Annotated in this window: 6 protein-coding genes; 3 read left to right on the top strand and 3 right to left on the bottom strand. The window is 62.0% G+C overall.

The features are described from left to right. Positions 1-194 precede the first annotated feature (194 nt). From E4P01_RS04135 to E4P01_RS04125, 3 genes are all read left to right on the top strand, one after another. Entirely contained in the window at positions 195-947 is a 753-nt protein-coding gene (locus E4P01_RS04135) for an alpha/beta fold hydrolase (protein WP_032880094.1), read from the top strand. A gap of 51 nt (positions 948-998) precedes the next feature. Next, positions 999-13,895 carry a non-ribosomal peptide synthetase gene (locus E4P01_RS04130; RefSeq protein WP_216091897.1) on the top strand — a complete coding sequence of 4,299 codons (12,897 nt, stop codon included), beginning with the start codon at positions 999-1,001 and terminating at the stop codon, positions 13,893-13,895. Between the two features lie 166 nt (positions 13,896-14,061). Then, positions 14,062-16,779, top strand: coding sequence for a hypothetical protein (locus E4P01_RS04125; RefSeq protein ID WP_216091896.1), 2,718 nt, complete (start codon positions 14,062-14,064; stop codon positions 16,777-16,779). Positions 16,780-16,847: 68 nt separating this feature from the next. On the opposite strand, the gene dsbG is transcribed toward E4P01_RS04125, so the two are convergent. From dsbG to dsbD, 3 genes are read right to left on the bottom strand one after another with little or no spacing between them, the layout of a single operon-like run. Continuing rightward, complete coding sequence (gene dsbG / locus E4P01_RS04120; RefSeq protein ID WP_216091895.1) at positions 16,848-17,609, bottom strand: thiol:disulfide interchange protein DsbG; 762 nt, start codon at positions 17,607-17,609, stop codon at positions 16,848-16,850. Continuing rightward, complete coding sequence (locus E4P01_RS04115; protein ID WP_122732071.1) at positions 17,585-18,430, bottom strand: TlpA disulfide reductase family protein; 846 nt, start codon at positions 18,428-18,430, stop codon at positions 17,585-17,587. The genes dsbG and E4P01_RS04115 overlap by 25 nt, the downstream gene beginning before the upstream one ends. After that, on the bottom strand, positions 18,430-20,157 hold the full coding sequence (gene dsbD / locus E4P01_RS04110) for a protein-disulfide reductase DsbD (protein ID WP_148852716.1): 1,728 nt from the start codon (positions 20,155-20,157) through the stop codon (positions 18,430-18,432). The genes E4P01_RS04115 and dsbD overlap by 1 nt, the downstream gene beginning before the upstream one ends. Positions 20,158-20,328: the final 171 nt, after the last annotated feature.

The following is a 20,328-nucleotide window of genomic DNA, read 5'->3' as shown; positions in this document are numbered from 1 at the left end:
GCGAACTAATCTTATGCCTTTGTGGAAGGTGTGAACTACGTCTCGCTCGACGCCTGCGACTAATTATTTGCCGGGGCCGTCCGTTCTTCTGGGTGACAGGCTTGTTAACAAACGGCCAAGGATCAGCACCCGCAGGAGGAGCAGATGGGTTTTTATCGTGCATTGGGCATGTGTCAGTTTGGAGTGCTTGCGTGATGAATACGCCCGCCCGGCTGCGTCTGTTTTGCCTGCCCCACTCAGGCGCCAGCGCCTCGGTCTATGCTCGCTGGCGCCGCGTCCTGCCGGATTGGTTGCAGGTATGCCCGCTGGAATTACCCGGGCGCGGCAGGCGCATGGACGAGCCGTTGCAGCGCGATATCAAGGCTCTGGCGGCGCAATTGGCTGAGGAAATCAGCCGTGATCTCGACGGTCCTTATGCCTTGTTCGGTCACAGCCTGGGTGGGCTGTTGGCGTTTGAGTTGGCCCATGCCTTGAGCGCGCGCAATGTGCCTGCGCCCCTGGCGTTATTTGCTTCAGGCACGGCTGGCCCGGCGCGGCGCGATGTCAGCGAATACGCTATCGAGAAGACCGATGCCCAACTCATCGCCCGCCTGCGCGAATTGCAGGGCACTGCCGAAGAAGCCCTGGCCAGCCCCGAGTTGATGCAGTTGATGTTGCCGATCCTGCGCGCCGACTTTCTGCTGTGCGGCAGTTTCATCTACGGCGAGCGCGAGCCGCTTGGCCTGCCAATCCATGTGTTTGGCGGCAAGCAGGACAGCGTACGCGCCGACCAGTTGCTCGACTGGCAACTCGACGCCGCCAGCGGTTTCTCCCTGGATATGTTCGACGGCCATCACTTCTTTCTCGTACAGCACGAAAGCGCCGTATTGCGCTGCCTGCGGCGCTATGCCGACGAGCACTTGGCGCGCTGGCGCATTGGCGCGGCACGGCAACTTGCCGCCGGCTGAACCTCACCGATTTCCCGAATTTCCCGTAAGCCGATTTCAGGCAGGAACCCCATGATGGACGCCTTCGAACTCCCCCGCACCCTGGTCCAGTCCCTTCAACGCCGCGCTGCGCAGACACCGGATGAGGTCGCGTTGCGCTTCCTCGCCGACAGCGCCGAGCACAGTGTGGTACTCAGCTACCGCGACCTGGACCAACGCGCCCGCACCATCGCCGCCGCCTTGCAAGCCAATGCCGGCCTTGGCGAACGGGCGGTGCTGCTGTTCCCCAGCGGCCCGGACTACGTCGCAGCGTTCTTTGGGTGCCTGTATGCCGGGGTGATCGCGGTGCCGGCGTATCCGCCGGAGTCCACGCGCCGCCATCACCAGGAGCGCCTGCTGTCGATCATCAGCGATGCCGAGCCGCGCCTGTTGTTGACGATTGCCAGCCTCAGCGAGGACCTGGCGCAGATTGAAAACGCGCCGCCGGTGCTGAGCGTGGACACCCTGGAGGCGCAGCTTGCCGAGCACTGGGTCGAGCCCCAATTGCAGGCCGACGACATCGCCTTCCTGCAATACACCTCGGGCTCCACCGCCTTGCCCAAGGGCGTGCAAGTCAGCCATGGCAACCTGGTGGCCAACGAAGTGCTGATCCGTCGTGGCTTCGGTATCGACCTCAACCCCGATGATGTGATCGTCAGCTGGTTGCCGCTGTATCACGACATGGGCCTGATCGGTGGCCTGCTGCAACCGATTTTCAGCGGCGTGCCCTGTGTGTTGATGTCGCCGGCCTATTTTCTCGGCCGACCGTTGCGTTGGCTGGAAGCGATCAGCGAATACGGCGGCACCATCAGTGGCGGTCCGGATTTCGCCTACCGCCTGTGCAGCGAGCGGGTCAGCGAGTCGGCCCTCGAACGCCTGGATTTGAGCCGCTGGCGCGTGGCCTATTCCGGCTCCGAGCCGATTCGCCTCGATACCCTGGAGCGCTTCGCGGAAAAATTCGCCGTCTGCGGTTTCACTCCGAACAACTTCTTCGCCTCCTACGGTTTGGCCGAAGCGACCCTGTTTGTTGCCGGCGGCACCCGTGGTTGCGGGATTCCCGCGATGCACATGGACGAGCAAGCGCTGGCCGCCAACCGTGCCGAACCGGGCCAGGGCAGTGCGATCATGAGTTGCGGCACCAGCCAGCCGGACCACGCTGTGCTGATCGCCGACCCGCATACCCTCACCGAGCTTGCCGACAACTGTGTCGGCGAACTCTGGGCCACGGGGCCGAGTATCGCCCACGGTTACTGGCGCAACCCCGAAGCCAGCGCCAAGACCTTCGTCCAGCACGCCGGCCGCACCTGGTTGCGCACCGGTGACCTGGGTTTCATCCGCGACGGCGAGGTGTATATCACCGGTCGCCTCAAAGACCTGCTGATCGTGCGCGGCCACAACCTCTACCCCCAGGACATTGAACAGACCATCGAGCGTGAAGTGGAGGTGGTGCGCAAAGGTCGCGTCGCCGCCTTTGCCGTGAATGACCAGGGCCTGGAGGGCATCGGCATTGCTGCGGAAATCAGCCGCAGCGTGCAGAAAATCCTGCCGCCGGAAGCACTGATCAAAGCGATCCGCCAAGCGGTGGCCGAGTCCTGCCAGCAAGCCCCGAGCGTGGTGGTGCTGCTTAACCCCGGTGCGCTGCCGAAAACCTCCAGCGGTAAGGTACAGCGCGCAGCCTGTGCGATTCGCCACGCCGATGGCAGCCTCGATAGCTATGCGCAATTCCCCGGAGTACAAGAGGCTGCGAGCGGCGCGGCGCTGGCGTCTGATGTGCAACAACAGATCGCGGCGATCTGGTGCGAGCAACTGCAACTGCCCAGCGTGGCCGCCGATGACCATTTCTTCCTGCTGGGTGGCAACTCCATCAGCGCCACCCAAGTGGTCGCCCGCCTGCGTGAAACCCTGGGCCTGGAACTGAACCTGCGCCTGCTGTTCGAGGCACCGACGCTGTCTGCCTTCGCGGCGGGCGTGGCGCAATTGCAACAGGACGGCGGCGTCGCCCAGGGCGTGATTCACGCGTTGTCGCGCCAGGAAGAGCTGCCCCAGTCGCTGGCACAGAACCGCCTGTGGATCACCTGGCAGTTGGACCCGCACAGCAGCGCCTACACCATTCCCGGCGCCTTGCACCTACGTGGCGAGCTGGATGAAGAGGCGTTGCGCGCAAGCTTCCAGCAACTGATCCAACGCCACGAAGCCCTGCGTACGCGTTTTTACGAGCGCGAGGGTCAGGGCTTTCAGCGTGTCGAGGCCGCGACGGATTTTGCGCTGCAAGTCATCGACCTCAGTGACTTGCCCGCTGCCGAGCGCGAAGCGCGTGCGCAGCAGATTCGCGAAGATGAAGCGCGTACCCAATTCGACCTGGAGAAAGGCCCGCTGCTGTGGGTTACCCTGGTGCGCCTGGACGATGAAGACCACCAACTGCTGGTGACGCTGCACCACATCATCGCCGACGGCTGGTCGCTGAATATCCTGATCGACGAGTTCTCGCGCCTGTACGCCGCTGCCGTCCAGGGCCAGCCCCTTGAGCTGCTGCCGCTGGCCCTGCACTACGCCGACTACGGCAGCTGGCAGCGCCAATGGCTGGCCGAAGGCGAAGGCTCGCGCCAGTTGGCGTACTGGACGGCGCAGTTGGGTGAGGAGCATCCGGCCTTGAACCTGGCCACCGATCATCCGCGTTCGGCCCAGCATCGGCACAGCGCCTCGCGGCATAGCCTGCGTCTGGATACACGCCTCAGCGCCGCGATTCGCCAAACCGCTCAGGCTCATGAGTCGACCCCGTTCATGCTGTTGCTGGCGGCGTTCCAGACCTTGCTTCATCGCTACAGCGGCCAGCGCGATATTCGCATCGGCGTGCCCAATGCCAACCGCCCGCGCCAGGAAACCCAGGGCCTGATCGGTTTCTTTATCAACACCCTGGTACTGCGTGCCGAGCTGGACGGGCGCCTGCCGTTCGACCAACTGCTGGCCGCCACCCGCCACAGTGCGTTGGGGGCCCAGGCCCATCAGGACTTGCCCTTCGAACAATTGCTGGAAGCCTTCCCCCAGGCCCGTGAACAGGGCCTGTTCCAGGTGATGTTCAACCACCAGCAACGTGATCTGAGTGCCTTGCGCCGCTTGCCGGGGCTGTTGGCCGATGAACTGCCATGGCACAGCCGCGAAGCCAAGTTCGACCTGCAACTGCATAGCGAAGAAGACCGCAACGGGCGCTTCAGCCTGTCGTTCGACTACGCCGATGAGCTGTTCGAAAGCGCGACTATCCAGCGCCTGGCCGAGCACTACGTCAGCGTGTTGCAAGCGGTCTGCGAGCAACCGCAACAGGCCATCGGCGACCTGCCGTTGATGCCGCCCGGCCAGCAGCAACCCTGGGGCGAAGCGCCCTGCGAGCCGGCCCGGCAGTGGTTGCCTGAGTTGCTCAGCCAACAGAATTCGGACGCCACTGCGCTGGTCTGGCAGCACGGCAGCCTGACCTTCGCCCAACTGCATACCCAGGCCAACCGCCTGGCTCACTACCTGCGCGACAAAGGCGTCGGCCCGGACGTGTGTGTGGCCATCGCCGCCGAGCGTTCGCCGCAACTGCTGATCGGCCTGCTGGCCATCATCAAGGCCGGTGGCGCCTACGTGCCGCTCGATCCGGATTACCCTGCCGAGCGCCTGGCCTACATGCTCAAGGACAGTGGCGTACACCTGCTGCTGACCCAAACCGCGTTGCTGGAGCAGTTGCCGACTGCCGAAGGCGTGTGCGTGATCGCCATGGACAGCCTGCACCTCGACAGCTGGCCAACCCAGGCACCGGGCTTGCACCTGCATGGCGACAACCTTGCCTACGTGATTTATACCTCCGGTTCCACCGGCCAACCCAAGGGCGTGGGCAACACCCATGGCGCGCTGGCCGAGCGTTTGCAGTGGATGCAGGCCACCTATCAATTGAATGAAACCGATGTGCTGATGCAAAAGGCGCCGATCAGTTTCGACGTGTCGGTGTGGGAGTGTTTCTGGCCGCTGATCACCGGTTGCCGCCTGGTGCTCGCGGGGCCGGGTGAACACCGCGACCCGCACCGCATCGCGCAGTTGGTGCAGGAACATGGCGTGACCACGCTGCACTTTGTGCCACCGTTGTTACAGCTGTTTATCGATGAACCGCTGGCAGCCGAATGCACCAGCCTGCGCCGTATGTTCTCCGGTGGCGAAGCCCTGCCCGCCGAGTTGCGCAACCGCGTGTTGGCGCAGTTGCCGGCGGTGCAGTTGCACAACCGTTATGGCCCGACCGAAACCGCGATCAACGTTACTCATTGGCATTGCTCCGCCACCGATGGTGAGCGCTCGCCGATTGGTCGGCCGTTGGGCAATGTGATCTGCCGCGTGCTCGACGAGCAGCTCAACCCGCTGCCGGCCGGGGTGCCGGGCGAGTTGTGCATCGGCGGCATCGGCCTGGCGCGTGGTTATCTTGGTCGTGCCGGGCTGACGGCCGAACGCTTTGTTGCGGACCCCTTGGGTGCGGCGGGCGCACGCCTGTATCGCACCGGTGACCGGGCGCGCTGGAGTGTCGATGGCGTGCTTGAATACCTCGGGCGCCTGGACCAGCAGGTCAAACTGCGTGGGTTCCGGGTGGAACCGGAAGAAATCGAAGCACGCCTGCTGGCCCAGGACGGTATCGCCCAGGCCGTGGTGCTGGTGCGCGACGCGCAGTTGATCGGCTATTACACCGCCCACACCGAACTGGATGAGCAACAGGTCAAAACCGCCCTGGCCGCCCAATTGCCGGAATACATGGTGCCCGCGCTGCTGATGTGCCTGGACGCCATGCCGCTGAGCCCCAGCGGCAAGCTCGACCGGCGCGCCTTGCCCGAGCCGGTCTGGCAAACCCGCGAACACGTCGAACCGCACACGCCTTTGCAGCTGCAAATCGCCGCGATCTGGCGCGAGGTCTTGGGCCTGCCGCGCATTGGCCTGCGCGATGACTTCTTCGCCTTGGGCGGGCACTCGTTGCTGGCCACGCAAATCATCTCGCGCACCCGCCAGGCGTGTGACGTCGAGCTGCCGTTGCGCACCCTGTTCGAAGCCAGTGAGTTGGGCGCCTTTGTCGAGCAGGTCGGGCTGATCCAGGCGGCGGGGCAGCGCAACCAACAAAGCGCAATCGCCAAAGTCGACCGTAGCGCGCCCGTGCCCTTGTCCTATTCCCAGCAGCGCATGTGGTTCCTCTGGCAGATGGAACCGGACAGCCCGGCCTACAACGTCGGCGGCATGGCGCGCCTGCGCGGCGTGCTGGATGTGCAACGTTTCGAGGCGGCGTTGCAGGCATTGATCATGCGTCACGAAACCCTGCGTACCACCTTCCCGAGCGTTGACGGCGTGGCGTGCCAGAACGTCGCACCGCAGACCGGCGTGCGCATGGACTGGCAGGACTTCTCAGCGCTGAGCGAAACCGAGCGCCAACAGCGTTTGCAGCAACTGGCGGATCAAGAAGCGCACACGCCGTTCAACCTGGAAACCGGGCCGCTGCTGCGGGCCTGCCTGGTCAAGGCCGGCGAGCAGGAACACTACCTGGTGCTGACCCTGCACCATATCGTCACCGAAGGCTGGGCCATGGACATCTTTGCCCGTGAACTCAGCGCCTTGTACGAAGCTTTTATCGACGAACGCGATTCGCCGCTGGTGCCGCTGCCGGTGCAGTACCTCGACTACAGCGTGTGGCAGCGCCAGTGGCTGGAGTCCGGCGAGCGCCAACGCCAGCTGGATTACTGGACCGCGCAACTGGGCACTGAACATCCTCTGCTGGAACTGCCCGGTGATCGCCCACGGCCTGCGGTACAAAGCCACCAGGGCGAGCTGTACCGCTTTGACCTGAGCGATGAGTTGGCCGCCCGCGTGCGCGCCTTCAATGCCGAGCGTGGCCTCACGCTGTTCATGACCATGACCGCCACCCTGGCCGTGTTGCTCTACCGCTACAGCGGCCAGACCGACCTGCGCATCGGCGCGCCGGTCGCCAACCGCATTCGTCCGGAAAGCGAAGGGCTGATCGGCGCGTTCCTCAACACCCAGGTGCTGCGTTGCCAGCTCGATGGGCAGATGAGTGTCGCCCAGCTGTTCGAGCAAGTCCGTCATACGGTGATCGAGGGCCAGTCTCACCAGGACCTGCCGTTCGATCATCTGGTGGAAGCCCTGCAACCGGCGCGAAGTGCCGCGTATAACCCACTGTTCCAGGTGATGTGCAACGTGCAGCGCTGGGAGTTCCAGCAGAGCCGCCAACTGGCGGGCATGACCGTCGAGTACCTGGCCAACGATGCGCGGGCGACCAAGTTCGACCTTAACCTGGAAGTCACCGACCTCGACCATCGCCTGGGTTGCTGCCTGACCTACAGCACCGACCTGTTTGATGAACCGCGCATTGCGCGCATGGCCGAACATTGGCGCAACCTGTTGCACGCCTTGATCGCCAACCCGCAGCAGCGTCTCAGCGAATTGCCGTTGTTGAGCGCAGATGAACAGCGCGCATTGCAGGACAGCCTCGGGGTTGAGAAGGGCGAGCATCGCCTCGACCAATGCATCCATCAGCTGTTCAGCCATCAAGCCAGCCAGCGTGCCGATGCCCCAGCGCTGACCTTTGCCGGTGTGACGCTCACTTATGCTGAGCTGGACGCCCGCGCCAACCGCCTGGCCTGGATGCTGCGCGAGCGCGGGGTGGGCCCGCAGGTACGGGTCGGCCTGGCACTGCCGCGCTCGCTGGAAATGGTCATCGGCCTGCTGGCGATCCTCAAGGCCGGTGGCGCCTATGTGCCGCTGGACCCGGAATACCCGTTGGACCGCCTGCATTACATGATCGAGGACAGCGACATCGGCCTGCTGCTCAGCGATGCGGCGATGTTCGAAGCCCTCGGCGAATTACCGACGACCGTGGCGTGCTGGTGCCTGGAAGACGACCTGCCGGTGCTGGAGAATTACCCTGCCGATGCGCTGCCGTTTGTGAGCCTGGCGCAACACCAGGCGTACCTGATCTATACCTCCGGCTCCACTGGCAAGCCCAAGGGAGTGGTGGTGTCCCACGGTGAAATCGCCATGCATTGTCAGGCGGTGATCGAACGGTTCGGTATGCGTCCGGATGACTGCGAGCTGCACTTTTATTCGATCAACTTCGACGCCGCCACCGAGCGTTTGCTGGTGCCGCTGCTCAGCGGTGCCCACGTGGTATTGCGCGCCCAGGGCCAGTGGGATGCCGAAGAAATCTGCGCGCTGATTCGTACCCATCGCATCAATATCCTTGGCTTTACCCCCAGCTATGGCAGCCAGTTGGCGCAGTGGCTGGCGACCCGGCAGCAGACCTTGCCGGTGCGCATGTGCATCACCGGTGGCGAAGCCTTGACCGGCGAGCACCTGCAACGTATTCGTGCGGCGTTCATGCCTGAGGTGTTCTTCAACGCCTATGGCCCCACCGAAACCGTGGTGATGCCGCTGGCCAGCCTGGCGCCGCAGCAGTTGGAGGAGGGCGCCGGCAGCGTGCCGATTGGCAGCATCATCGGTGAGCGCGTGGCCTACATTCTCGACGCCGACCTGGCGCTGGTGCCCCAAGGCGCCAGTGGTGAGTTGTATATCGGCGGTGCCGGCCTGGCCCAGGGCTACCACCGCCGGCCAGGGATGACTGCGGAGCGGTTTGTCGCCGATCCGTTTGCCGCCAAGGGCGGGCGCCTGTACCGCACCGGCGACCTGGTGCGTCAACGCGCCGATGGCCTGGTGGAATACCTGGGGCGTATCGACCACCAGGTGAAGATTCGCGGTTTCCGTATCGAGTTGGGCGAGATTGAAACGCGCTTGCTCGAACATGCCGCCGTGCGCGAAGCGGTAGTGCTGGCCCTGGATGCACCGAGCGGCAAGCAACTGGTGGCGTACCTGGTCAGCGATGCCGAGCCTGTCGCCTTGCGCGAGGCGCTGAAGGCGCACCTCAAGGCGCAACTGCCGGACTACATGGTGCCTGCGCATTTGATCGTGCTGGACAGTATGCCGCTGACCGCCAACGGCAAGCTCGACCGCCGCGCCTTGCCTGAGCCGGACCCTGAGGCCAATCGCCAAGCCTACGTAGCGCCACGCAATGCGCTGGAACACAGCCTGGCCGCCATCTGGTGCGCGGTGTTGAATGTGCAGCAAGTCGGCCTCGACGATAACTTCTTTGAGCTGGGCGGTGACTCGATCCTGTCGATCCAAGTGGTCAGCCGGGCGCGCCAGGCCGGGATCCATTTCAGCCCCCGTGACCTGTTCCAGCACCAGACCGTGCAAACCCTGGCCGCTGTCGCCACCCGTTCGCAGCAGGTCACCGCCGAGCAAGGTGTATTGACCGGCAGCTCTGGGCTTACGCCGATCCAGCATTGGTTCTTCGACACCGATATTACGGCGCGCCAGCACTGGAACCAGGCGCTGGTGCTCAAGCCATTGCAACTGCTCGACCCCCATCGCCTGGAGCAAGCGTTGCTGGCGGTGCTGGAACATCACGACGCGCTGCGCCTGAGCTTCACCCGGCGCGACGCGCAGTGGCATGCCGAACACCTGGCCGTGCCGGAAGGCGGCGTGCTGATGCAGGCGCAGGTGCGCGACATGGAGCAATGCACCGCGCTGTTCACCGATACCCAGCGCAGCCTCGACCTTGAGCACGGGCCGCTGTTGCGTGCGTTGCTGGTGGACGGGCCGCAGGGCCAGCAGCGCTTGCTGATCGCGATCCATCACCTGGTGGTCGATGGCGTGTCGTGGCGTGTATTGCTGGAGGATCTGCAAAACGTTTATCGCCAACTCAGTGACGGCCAGTCTGTCAGCCTGCCGGCCAAGACCAGCGCGTTGCGCGATTGGGCCGCGCGTTTGCAGGCGTACGCCGGCAGCGAATCCCTGCGCGAAGAGTTAAGCCTGTGGCAGGACCAGTTGGCCGGCCCGGCCGTGACACTGCCGGTGGCACGCGCGCAAGGCAGCTTGCGCAATCGTGACGCCGAGACGGTCAGCGTGCGCCTGGACGCAGAGACCACGCGCCAACTGTTGCAGCAAGCGCCGAGCGCCTACCGCACCCAGGTCAACGACTTATTGTTGACGGCCCTGGCCCGCGTGCTGTGCCGCTGGAGCGGCCACGACTCGGCTTTGATTCAGCTGGAAGGCCACGGCCGCGAACCGTTGTTCGATGAGATCGACCTGACGCGCAGCGTCGGTTGGTTCACCAGCGCCTACCCGTTGCGTCTGACCCCGCTGGCCGAGCAGGGCGCCTCGATCAAGGCGATCAAGGAGCAACTGCGCGGCGTGCCGCACAAGGGCTTGGGCTACGGCGTGCTGCGCTACCTGGCGGACGACCTGTGCAAACGCAGCATGGCGGCATTGCCAGGCGCCGACATCACCTTCAACTACCTCGGTCAGTTCGACCAGAGCTTTGGCGCCGAGGCGCTGTTCCACCCGCTGGATGAGTCCGCCGGCCTGGCCCATGACCCGGATGCACCGCTGCCCAATGAGCTGAGTGTCGACAGCCAGGTCTACGGCGGTGAGCTGGTGCTGCGCTGGACCTTCAGCCGTGAACGCCACGATGCGCACACCATCCGCAATCTGGCCGACGCCTACCTGGCCGAACTGCGCAGCCTGATCGCCCATTGCCTGCAGGACGATGCCGGTGGCCTCACACCGTCCGATTTCCCCTTGGCGCACCTGACCCAGGCGCAACTGGATGCCTTGCCGGTTCCGGCCAGCGCCATCGAAGACGTCTATCCGCTGACCCCGATGCAAGAGGGCCTGTTGCTGCATACCTTGCTGGAACCGGGCACCGGCCTGTATTACATGCAGGACCGTTACCGCATCAACAGTGCCCTGGACCCCGAGCGTTTCGCCCAGGCCTGGCAAGCGGTGATCGCCCGCCACGAAGCCTTGCGCGCTTCGTTCTGCTGGAACGTCGGCGAAGACATGCTGCAAGTGATCCACAAGCCCGGCAGTACGCCGATTGAATACCTGGACTGGAGCGCCGACCCGCAGGATGAGCAGGAACCGCGCCTGCAAGCGTTGCTCAAGGCCGAGCGTGAAGCAGGATTCGATCTGCTCAACCAGGCCCCGTTCCACTTGCGCCTGATCCGCGTGGGGGAGGCACGTTACTGGTTCATGATGAGCAACCACCACATCCTCATCGATGCATGGTGCCGTTCGCTGTTGATGAATGATTTCTTCGATATCTACATGGCCCTGGGTGAGGGTCGCGACGCGCAACTGGCGACGCCGCCGCGCTACCGCGACTACATCGCCTGGCTGCAACGCCAGAACCTCAATGAAGCGCGCCAGTGGTGGCAACAAAACCTGCAAGGCTTCGAACGCACCACGCCGATCCCGAGCGATCGCCCGCTCCTGCGCGAACATGCCGGCGGTAGCGGCGGCATGGTGGTGGGCGACTGCTACACCCGCCTCGATGCCCGTGACGGTGCGCAACTGCGTGAGCTGGCGCAGGCGCACCAGCTCACCGTCAACACCTTTGCCCAGGCGGCATGGGCATTGGTGCTGCGTCGCTTGAGTGGCGATCGCGATGTGTTGTTCGGTGTCACGGTGGCCGGGCGCCCGGTAGAGATGCCTGAGATGCAACGTACCGTCGGCCTGTTTATCAACAGCATCGCACTGCGGGTGAAACTGCCCGAGGACGGCCAGCCTTGCAGCGTGCGCCAGTGGTTGAGCGGTTTGCTCGACAGCAATATGCAGCTGCGCGAGTACGAATACCTGCCGCTGGTGACCATCCAGGAGCACAGCGAACTGCCCAAGGGCCAGCCGTTGTTCGACAGCCTGTTTGTGTTCGAAAACGCCCCGGTGGAAGTCTCGGTGCTGGACCGTGCGCAAAGCCTGAATGCCACGTCCGATTCCGGGCGCACCCACACCAACTTCCCGCTGACTGCCGTGTGTTATCCAGGGGATGACCTTGGTTTGCACCTGTCCTACGATCAGCGCTACTTCGACGAAAGCACCGTGCAAGGCATGCTCAGTGAGTTCAAGCGCCTGCTGCTGGCGCTGGTGCAAGGCTTCCATGGCGACATGGCTGATTTGCCGCTGATTGGCGAGCAGGAACGTGAATTCCTGGTGGAAGGCTGTAACCAGAGCGCACATGCCTACCCGCTGGAGCGCAGCTACATCGAGTTGTTCGAGCAACAGGTGGCGCAACATCCGCAGCGTATCGCCGCCAGTTGCCTCGACCAGCAATGGAGCTATGACGAGCTGAACCGCCGCAGCAATGGCCTGGGCCACGCGCTGATTGCGGCGGGTGTGGGCCTGGACCAACCGGTGGCGTTGCTGGCTGAACGTGGGTTGGACCTGCTGGGCATGATCATCGGCAGTTTCAAGGCCGGTGCCGGCTACCTGCCGCTGGATCCGGGGCTGCCGGGTCCGCGCCTGAGCCGCATCATCGACCTGAGCCGCACGCCCTTGCTGGTGTGCACCGAGGCGTGCCGGGAACAGGCCATCGAACTGCTCGAAGGCGTCGACTGCCAACTGCTGGTGTGGGAGGAAATCCCTGCCCGTGGCGATAACCCAGGCTTCTATAGCGGCCCGGACAACCTCGCCTACGTGATCTATACCTCGGGCTCCACCGGCTTGCCCAAGGGCGTGATGGTTGAACAGCGCGGGATGCTCAACAACCAGTTGAGCAAGGTGCCGTATCTGGGGCTGAGCGACGCGGATGTGATCGCCCAGACCGCTTCGCAAAGCTTTGATATTTCCGTCTGGCAGTTCCTCGCCGCGCCTCTGTTTGGTGCGCGGGTAGATATTGTGCCGAACACCATTGCCCATGATCCGCAGGGGTTGCTGGCGCACGTTCAAGCACAGGGCATCACTGTGCTGGAGAGTGTGCCGTCGCTGATCCAGGGCATGTTGGCCCAGGAGCGTATCGGCCTCGATGGCCTGCGCTGGATGTTGCCGACGGGTGAGGCAATGCCTCCGGAACTGGCGCACCAGTGGTTACTGCGCTATCCGCAGATTGGTCTGGTTAACGCTTATGGCCCGGCGGAGTGCTCGGATGATGTGGCGTTCTTCCGCGTCGACCTGGCCTCGACCCGTGGCACTTACCTGCCGATTGGTACGCCGACCGACAACAACCGTTTGTACCTGCTCGATGGCGCCTTGGAGTTGGTGCCACAAGGAGCTGTCGGCGAATTGTGCGTCGCCGGCACCGGTGTCGGTCGCGGCTACGTCAGCGATCCGCTGCGCACCGCCCAGGCGTTTGTACCCAACCCCTTTGGCGCGCCCGGCGAGCGCCTCTACCGTACCGGCGACCTGGCGCGGCGTCGCAGCGATGGTGTGCTGGAGTATGTCGGGCGTATTGACCACCAGGTGAAGATTCGCGGCTACCGCATCGAACTGGGTGAAATCGAAGCGCGCCTGCACGAACAACCGCAGGTGCGTGATGCGGCGGTGGGTGTGCAAGAGGGGGCCAATGGCAAGCACCTGGTCGGCTACCTGGTGGCTGCCGACGCCACGCTGGACCCGAGCGAACACTTGGAGCGCATCAAGCAACGCCTGCGTGCCGAACTGCCCGAATACATGGTGCCGCTGCAGTGGCTATGGCTAGAACGCCTGCCCCTCAACGCCAACGGCAAACTCGACCGCAAGGCCCTGCCGGCTTTGGAGATCGGCCAGTTGCACAGCCAGGACTATGTGGCGCCGCGCACTGAACTGGAAGCCACGTTGACGGCTATCTGGGCCGAAGTGCTGAAAGTCGAGCGGGTAGGGGTGCAGGACAATTTCTTCGAACTGGGTGGGCACTCGCTGCTGGCTACGCAGATCGCTTCGCGGGTGCAGAAAACGTTGCAGCGCGATGTGCCGCTGCGGGCGATGTTCGAGTGCAGCACGGTGGCGGAGTTGGCCGCGTATATCCACGGGTTGGCCGCCAATGAAATCAGTGCCGAGAAGGTGGATCGGTTGAGTGATTTGATGGCGGAGTTGGAGGGGCTCTAAGGCGCAAAGGGCGCTGTCCGTTGGTCGGGCAGCGCCGTTTTTTTAGCGCGAACTGTCAATTCTGACAGTAGGCGGGGGCGAAAAAATAGGACTCACTTAAGGGAGTGCCTTGGCCGGACTGGGCTGGTCGAGGATACCTACCTCTCTTGAACACGGAGTTCTGAAAGTGGCCAAGCAAACATCCACTCCTGAAACCCCCTCAAATACCGACAATGCGTCAACGCCTTCAATTACGCCACAGCCGCAGGCGCTAGAAGTCGACGCGCCCATCATCTCCAGTGAGCTGTACGGGACGATTACGGCAGAAGCGATGGAGAAGGACTCATACCTGACTGTCGACTCGCGCATGGACAGGTTGGACATCACCGTAAAGTTCAGCATAAAGGAGGCGCCAGAGATCCGCTTGAATGATGTTGTTAACTCAAGCGGGCAGCCGGGTGCCAGGGAAATCCTGATTCCGCAGAAATACCTGACCATGTCCATGGGGTACACGCTGATCGTATGGTACGAGGGCACAGTGAGCGGTAAACCAGCCGTTTCACTAACCAAGGAAGTGGGGGTGACTTTTTACTCTGCAGAACAAAGTAAAGCGCTAGCGCCTCGATTAAGAGATGAAAAGATATTCCAAAATACGCCAACCTATGACATGCACGATCACAAAGGCGATGAGATAGTTGAAATACCTATTCCTCCACTTGCCCAGGTTGGAGATAAAATTTATTGCAGTGTCGTTATTGAGCAATTCAGTGGAAAACCCGTTTTCTATATCGTGGCTTACGGGTATGCATTAACGCTCGAAGATATAGCATCAGGCGAAAAACTTGAATTTCCGATTCCTCGTGGTTGGCTGGCACGTCAAAAGCCACGTTACGAATCAATTACTTGTCAGGCTGCCTGGATCACCAGTGGCGAGGAGCCCCAACCGCCGGCTGAAGTTGAAAACCCTGATGAAGAGACCCGTCTTCCCAGGAACGCTCTTCAAATCCAACATCGTCGTACCGCTGCTTTCATTGGGGATCAAGGCCTGGAGAATTTGCTGCCTCCCCATTTGCGGCAGTCTGCGTTTTTCGATGATAAGTGGTGCCTCAATCCGGAGCTCACTAAAAATGGGGGAGATATAGATGCGCCGGAGCTGGACACTTATGCCGGTGATCAGATCTGCTTCTACGTAAGCGGTCCCGGCTACGGATCGAAGTTACTGGGTTGTGTGGATATTGAAAGCGATGGGGACCCGGCGTCCGTCAAGTTACCGCGCTGTGTGATTGCTTGTTTCTTTAATAAGCCGATGACGCTGAGCTATACCGTTCAATTTCCTAATGTGATGGGTCCAGAGCCTCAGTCGCCGGAGCGGGTGGTCGATGTGCTGAAGCCTAGACTTTCCAAGTCGGAAATTGCAGAGGCCACTCACGGCAAGGTTAACCTCAATATTTTCGATGAGGACGCATCGGCGTTTGTTCATATTGGCGACTATGCCACATGCTCAACGTTTTGCTGGATGTGGATCACCGGTGAACATGAGGACGGAAGTAGCTACCAATCGGAAATTTTGACGAAGGCGCCTGTTACGGAGGACTGGAAAAATAAAGGTGTTGAGACGTTTATCTCGAGAGACAAACTGCTACCACTGGCTGATTGCAGTGATTTTGAACTGCATTTTGCCGTGAGTTTCTGCGAAGCCTCTGACCGATCAAAAGCTATCGAGGCTCCGGCGGCGACTTTCCATATCGTCCAAGAAGAGCTAGTGCTGCCTGCGCCCAAAGTTGCGCAGGCGGAGGGGGACGAATTGGAGCCGTGGAATGCTCGACATGGCTTAGAAGTAATCGTCAATTATCTGCGTATGAGTGAAAAGCATGAGATCAGTGTTTGCTGGAAAAGACCCAACGGCCTCTGCTGGGAATTGAAATCTGAAGCTGGCAATCGTGACGGCATTGTCAAGTTTTCCCTGCCTGCTGATGCGGCGATAGAGAGCATGGGCGAAACGGTGGAAATCACTTACACCGTGGTCACCAAATGTAGTGAAGCACAGACTTCAGCGCCGTTGAATTTGAAGATTAACCTGCCCACGCGTCTGGAAACGCCAAACGTGCTGGAGGCGTCGCCGCCCGGGGTAGATCGTGGCGTTGTGGATTTGAGAGTCATTGACGGGAATGCTAACTCCTTCGAAAGTTCAATGTGGTTTTTGCGCAAAGGTCACATATGCTGGCTGCGCGCCACGGGCTTAGATGAAAACGGCAATCCGTACACGTTTGTTGTGTATGAGAACAGAGTCATTACGGATGAGGAGGTGACTAAAGGGGTGGCGGGCCCCGTGCTGCGAGCCGCCTTGGATAAGTTAAAAGACGACACCGACTTTATCCTCACTTTCAGCGTGTCCACGCAGGGCAGTTTGAAGGAGAACGTAGTATGCCCATCGCGGGTTTTGAAAGTGCGTGTTCCACCTAAGGTTCGCTATGAGAACTTCACTGGGCAGCCGACCCGACTGATTTCTGCAGGCGGAAGCATTAGCATCCCGACAATGAACATACGTTTTCTGTCTGGGCCAGGAACAATGGGTATCTCAACATTCCCATCGACGCCAGGGATGCTAGAGGGGCAGGCACTTGTTTTTGCGGATGGGTTAGGCCAGACGCCGAGTCATCAAAGAGTGCGCCTTGATTTAACCTTTACATGTAAGCGTGTGAAGTGTGCATATACCTGGAATCACTATCCTACGACAGTGAGTTTTTACAGTCCGTCTGGCGGATATTTAGGTGCAGTAAATTTAAATGGGAGTCCTTTGAATAGTTGGATCGATTTTTCTGCACCGGTAGGTTCGGTAATAGGCTACATAGAGATATCGTCTGGCGATTGGATGTACTTTGATTTCTTTACCTTCTGGTTGTAGCTTCAGTCAGCTTGACTAAACGCCCACCTGCTTAGGGTGGGCGCTTTATGCACGTCGTTTTTATCAACTTACTTCGGCCCCAAAATCTTCACCAACTTCTCCGGCGACGGCGCCCCCTGTTGCTGCTGCAATCCACCCTTGTCATCCAGATAGAAAATCGCCGGCGTTGCTGACAACTCCAGTTCATCCATCAACTTCATATTGGCATCGAGCTTGGCCTCGACCTCGGCCGGGATCTTCTCCAGCGCCTTGAGCTTACTGCCCTTGCCGGCGGCTTCGTGTTCTTGCAGGGCTTTTTGCGGGTCTTTGGCGGCGAGCAGGGCGGCGGATTTGCCTGGGCTGTCTTCGCGGATGATGCCGACCATGATGTGGCGCAACTGCACCTTGCCGGCCTTGACCCACGGCCGCGCCTGTTCCCAGAACATGTTGCAGTACGGGCAGTTGGGGTCGCTGAACAGGTACACGGTACGCGGGGCGTTTTTATCGCCGTCCTGGATCCAGCTGCTGTTTTCCATCTTGGCCCAGACTTCCTTGGCCATGGGTGCGTACACCAGTTTTTCCAGGGGCGCGGTGCTCAGGTCATTGCCCTGGGCGTCGTACAGGTTGCCGGCGATCACGTTTTTGCCGTCGGCGGTCAGGTACAGGGCCATGCCACGGTTCTGGTATTGCGCGGCGTAGCCGGTGAGGCCGCTGGGGGCATCGAATTTACCGATGATCCTGGCGCCCTTGGCTTCGATCTGTTTGATCGGCGCCGGCCAGTCTTCGGCCTGGGCCAGGGAGGCGGCGAGCGTCAAGGGCAGCAGGGTCAGCAGGTGGCGGAGGCGAGGCATGTCGGTTTCCTTGTCGTGGTGTCATCGAAGGGTTCCATGGCCCGGGCCAGGCTGGCTTCGGAGAGTTCGCCCAGGTGGCTGTTGATCAGGCGCCCATCGGCTTGGTAGAACAGCGTGGTCGGCAGGGCCATGGAGCCCACGGCCTGGCCGAGGCGGCCGCTGGCGTCGAACAGCATGTTGTCCAGGTTCAGGCCCTGGGTGGCCAGGTAGGTGCTGACGCTTTGCATGCTCTCGGCCTGGTTGACGAACAGAAAGGTCACGTCGGGGCGCATACGCTGGGCATTTTCCAGCACGGGCATTTCGCGCCGGCACGGCGGGCACCAGGTGGCCCACAGGTTGATCACCAGCGGGCCACCCTGGTAATCCGCCAGTTGCACCACCTCGCCATTGGCGTTGCGCAGGGTGATGTCCGGCAGGCGCGTGCCTTTTTCATACAGGCTGAGGGACAGGCTGGCCATGCCCCAGAACAACAGACCGGTGATCACCCCGGCGCTGAGCGGCTTGCGCAGGGCCGGGCGACGCCAGCCATACGCCAGCGCGCCGAGCACCAGCGCGATGATGCCGGGCCAGGCGAGGAAGCCACCGTCACGCAGGTCGACCATCTCGACCCAGTCGTTGCTGTAATAACTCCAGTACATCAGCACGAAGCTGACGCGGGCGGCCAACATGCCCAGCAGGAACAGGCTGAACAGCACCGATTCGGGGTTCTCACCGCCACGCTTGGCCACGCGCCAGCCCACCAGGGTGGCGAGAATCAGCGCGCTGATCAGCAGGATGTGATTCAGGGCGATGGCGAATGTGCCGATGGTCAGGGTCAACATCAGCGCGCGTCTCGGGTTTGCGTCCAGCGTTGCAGGAAGGCGGCGGCATCCACTTCGCCGGTGATGCGTTGGGCGCGACGTTCATCACCGTCCGGGCCGATCCACACGAAGCTCGGTGGCCCCGGCACCTTGTAGCGGCCCAGCAGTTCGCGGCTGGCAGCGTTGTCGGCGGTGACATCCAGGCGTAGCAGGCGCACGTCTTTGAGCGCGTCCATGACTTCGGGTTTGCCAAACACCTGTTTCTCCATGATCTTGCACGACACGCACCAGTCAGCGTAGTAATCCAGCAGCACCCATTGGCCCTGGGCCTTGGCGCTGTCGAGCTGGCTTTGCAGCACGGCCGGGTCATTGATGGTGGTGAAGGCGTCGTGAGCGCTCGGTGCACCGGCGACCTTTGAGCCGCTGTAAACCTTCAACGGTTGCCACAGCTCATCGCTGCCACCGGCTGCGCCCACCACCAGTACCGCGCCCCACAGGCCCAGCACCAGGGAACCTGCGCCGAACACCTTGGCGGCCAGGCCGAACTCACGGGCCAGTGTCCAGCCGCAGTACGCCATCACCAGCGCCAACGCACCCCACAGGCCGATCCACAGGCTGTCGCCGACCACTGGGCGAATCATCAGCACGGCGGTGCCCAGGAACAGGAAGCCGAAGATACCCTTGAGCACGTTCATCCAGGTGCCCGGCTTGGGCAGGAAGCGATTGCCCACGGTCACCAGCAGCAACAGCGGAATGCCGATACCGATGCCCATGGCGAACAGGATCAGGCCACCGTGCAGCGCATTGCCGCTCTGGGCGATATAGAGCAGGGCGCCGGCCAGGGGCGCGGTCATGCACGGGCCCACCAGCAGGCCGGACAGCGCGCCGAGCACACCGGCACCCACCAGGCTGCCACCGCTTTGCTGGCGGCTGACGTTATCGAGACGGTCGCGCAGGAAGGCGGGCAACTGCAATTCAAAGAAGCCGAACATCGGCAGGGCCAGCAGCACGAACAGCGCGGCAAAGCTGCCGAGTATCCACGGGGTTTGCAGCAGCGCGGCGAGGTTGGCGCCAAGCAGCGCGGCCATCACACCCAGGCCCGCATACACCAGTGCCATGCACACCACGTAGCTACCGGCCAAGGCAAAACCACGGCGCGGGCTGGCGCCACTGCCAACCACCAGGCCGGCGAGAATCGGCAGCATCGGCAGCGAGCAGGGCGCAAACGCCAACAACAGGCCCAGGCCAAAGAAGATCAGCAGGCTCCAGCCCAGGCTGCGTTGTTGCAGGCCGCTGGCCAGGCTTTGGTCCTGGGCCTGCGCGGTAGCGGCTACGGCCGGGTTGCCGCCCAGGTCCACGGTGATCGACTGCGGTGGATAACACAGGCCCGCATCGGCACAGCCCTGCCAGCCCAGCTTGACCTTGCCGGTGGCGCCGGCCGGGATCTTCACTTCCAGGCCCTGGCGATACACTTGCTGTTCGCCGAAGAACTCATCGCTATGGGCTTCACCCTGGGGCAGCACGGGTTGTTCGGCCAAACCGTCGAACTTCATGCGTTGCTGGTACAGGTAGTAACCGTCGGCTATCTGCCAATACAGTTGGGTTTCGCCACTTTCAAGACGTTCGGAGGTAAAGGTGAAGGCTTTGCCCACCGGGAGAAAGTCGGGTTTGGTTTCGAAGGGGTTGCCCGGCGCTGCCTGGGCGAATCCCGCGAACAACACCAGCAGAAAGGTAAACAGATGCCGCATGGTCAAGCCTTAGTTCGATGCAAGTGAGGCACACAATGTGTGGCGCTGATTAACCGATGATTAACCGGACGCTATTCTAGAGTGTAGGGATAATCTGATGTTGTGAACTTTAGCGGCATAATGCGCGCTTAATCTGGCGCTTTTCTAATCACCCCCATCTTTCATGAAGGG

The sequence above is a fragment of the Pseudomonas sp. NCIMB 10586 genome, assembly GCF_023127895.1.
Taxonomy (GTDB): domain Bacteria; phylum Pseudomonadota; class Gammaproteobacteria; order Pseudomonadales; family Pseudomonadaceae; genus Aquipseudomonas; species Aquipseudomonas synxantha_A.
The sequence above is the reverse complement of the archived record's forward strand: the minus strand, read 5'-3'. Positions and strand labels throughout refer to the sequence as shown.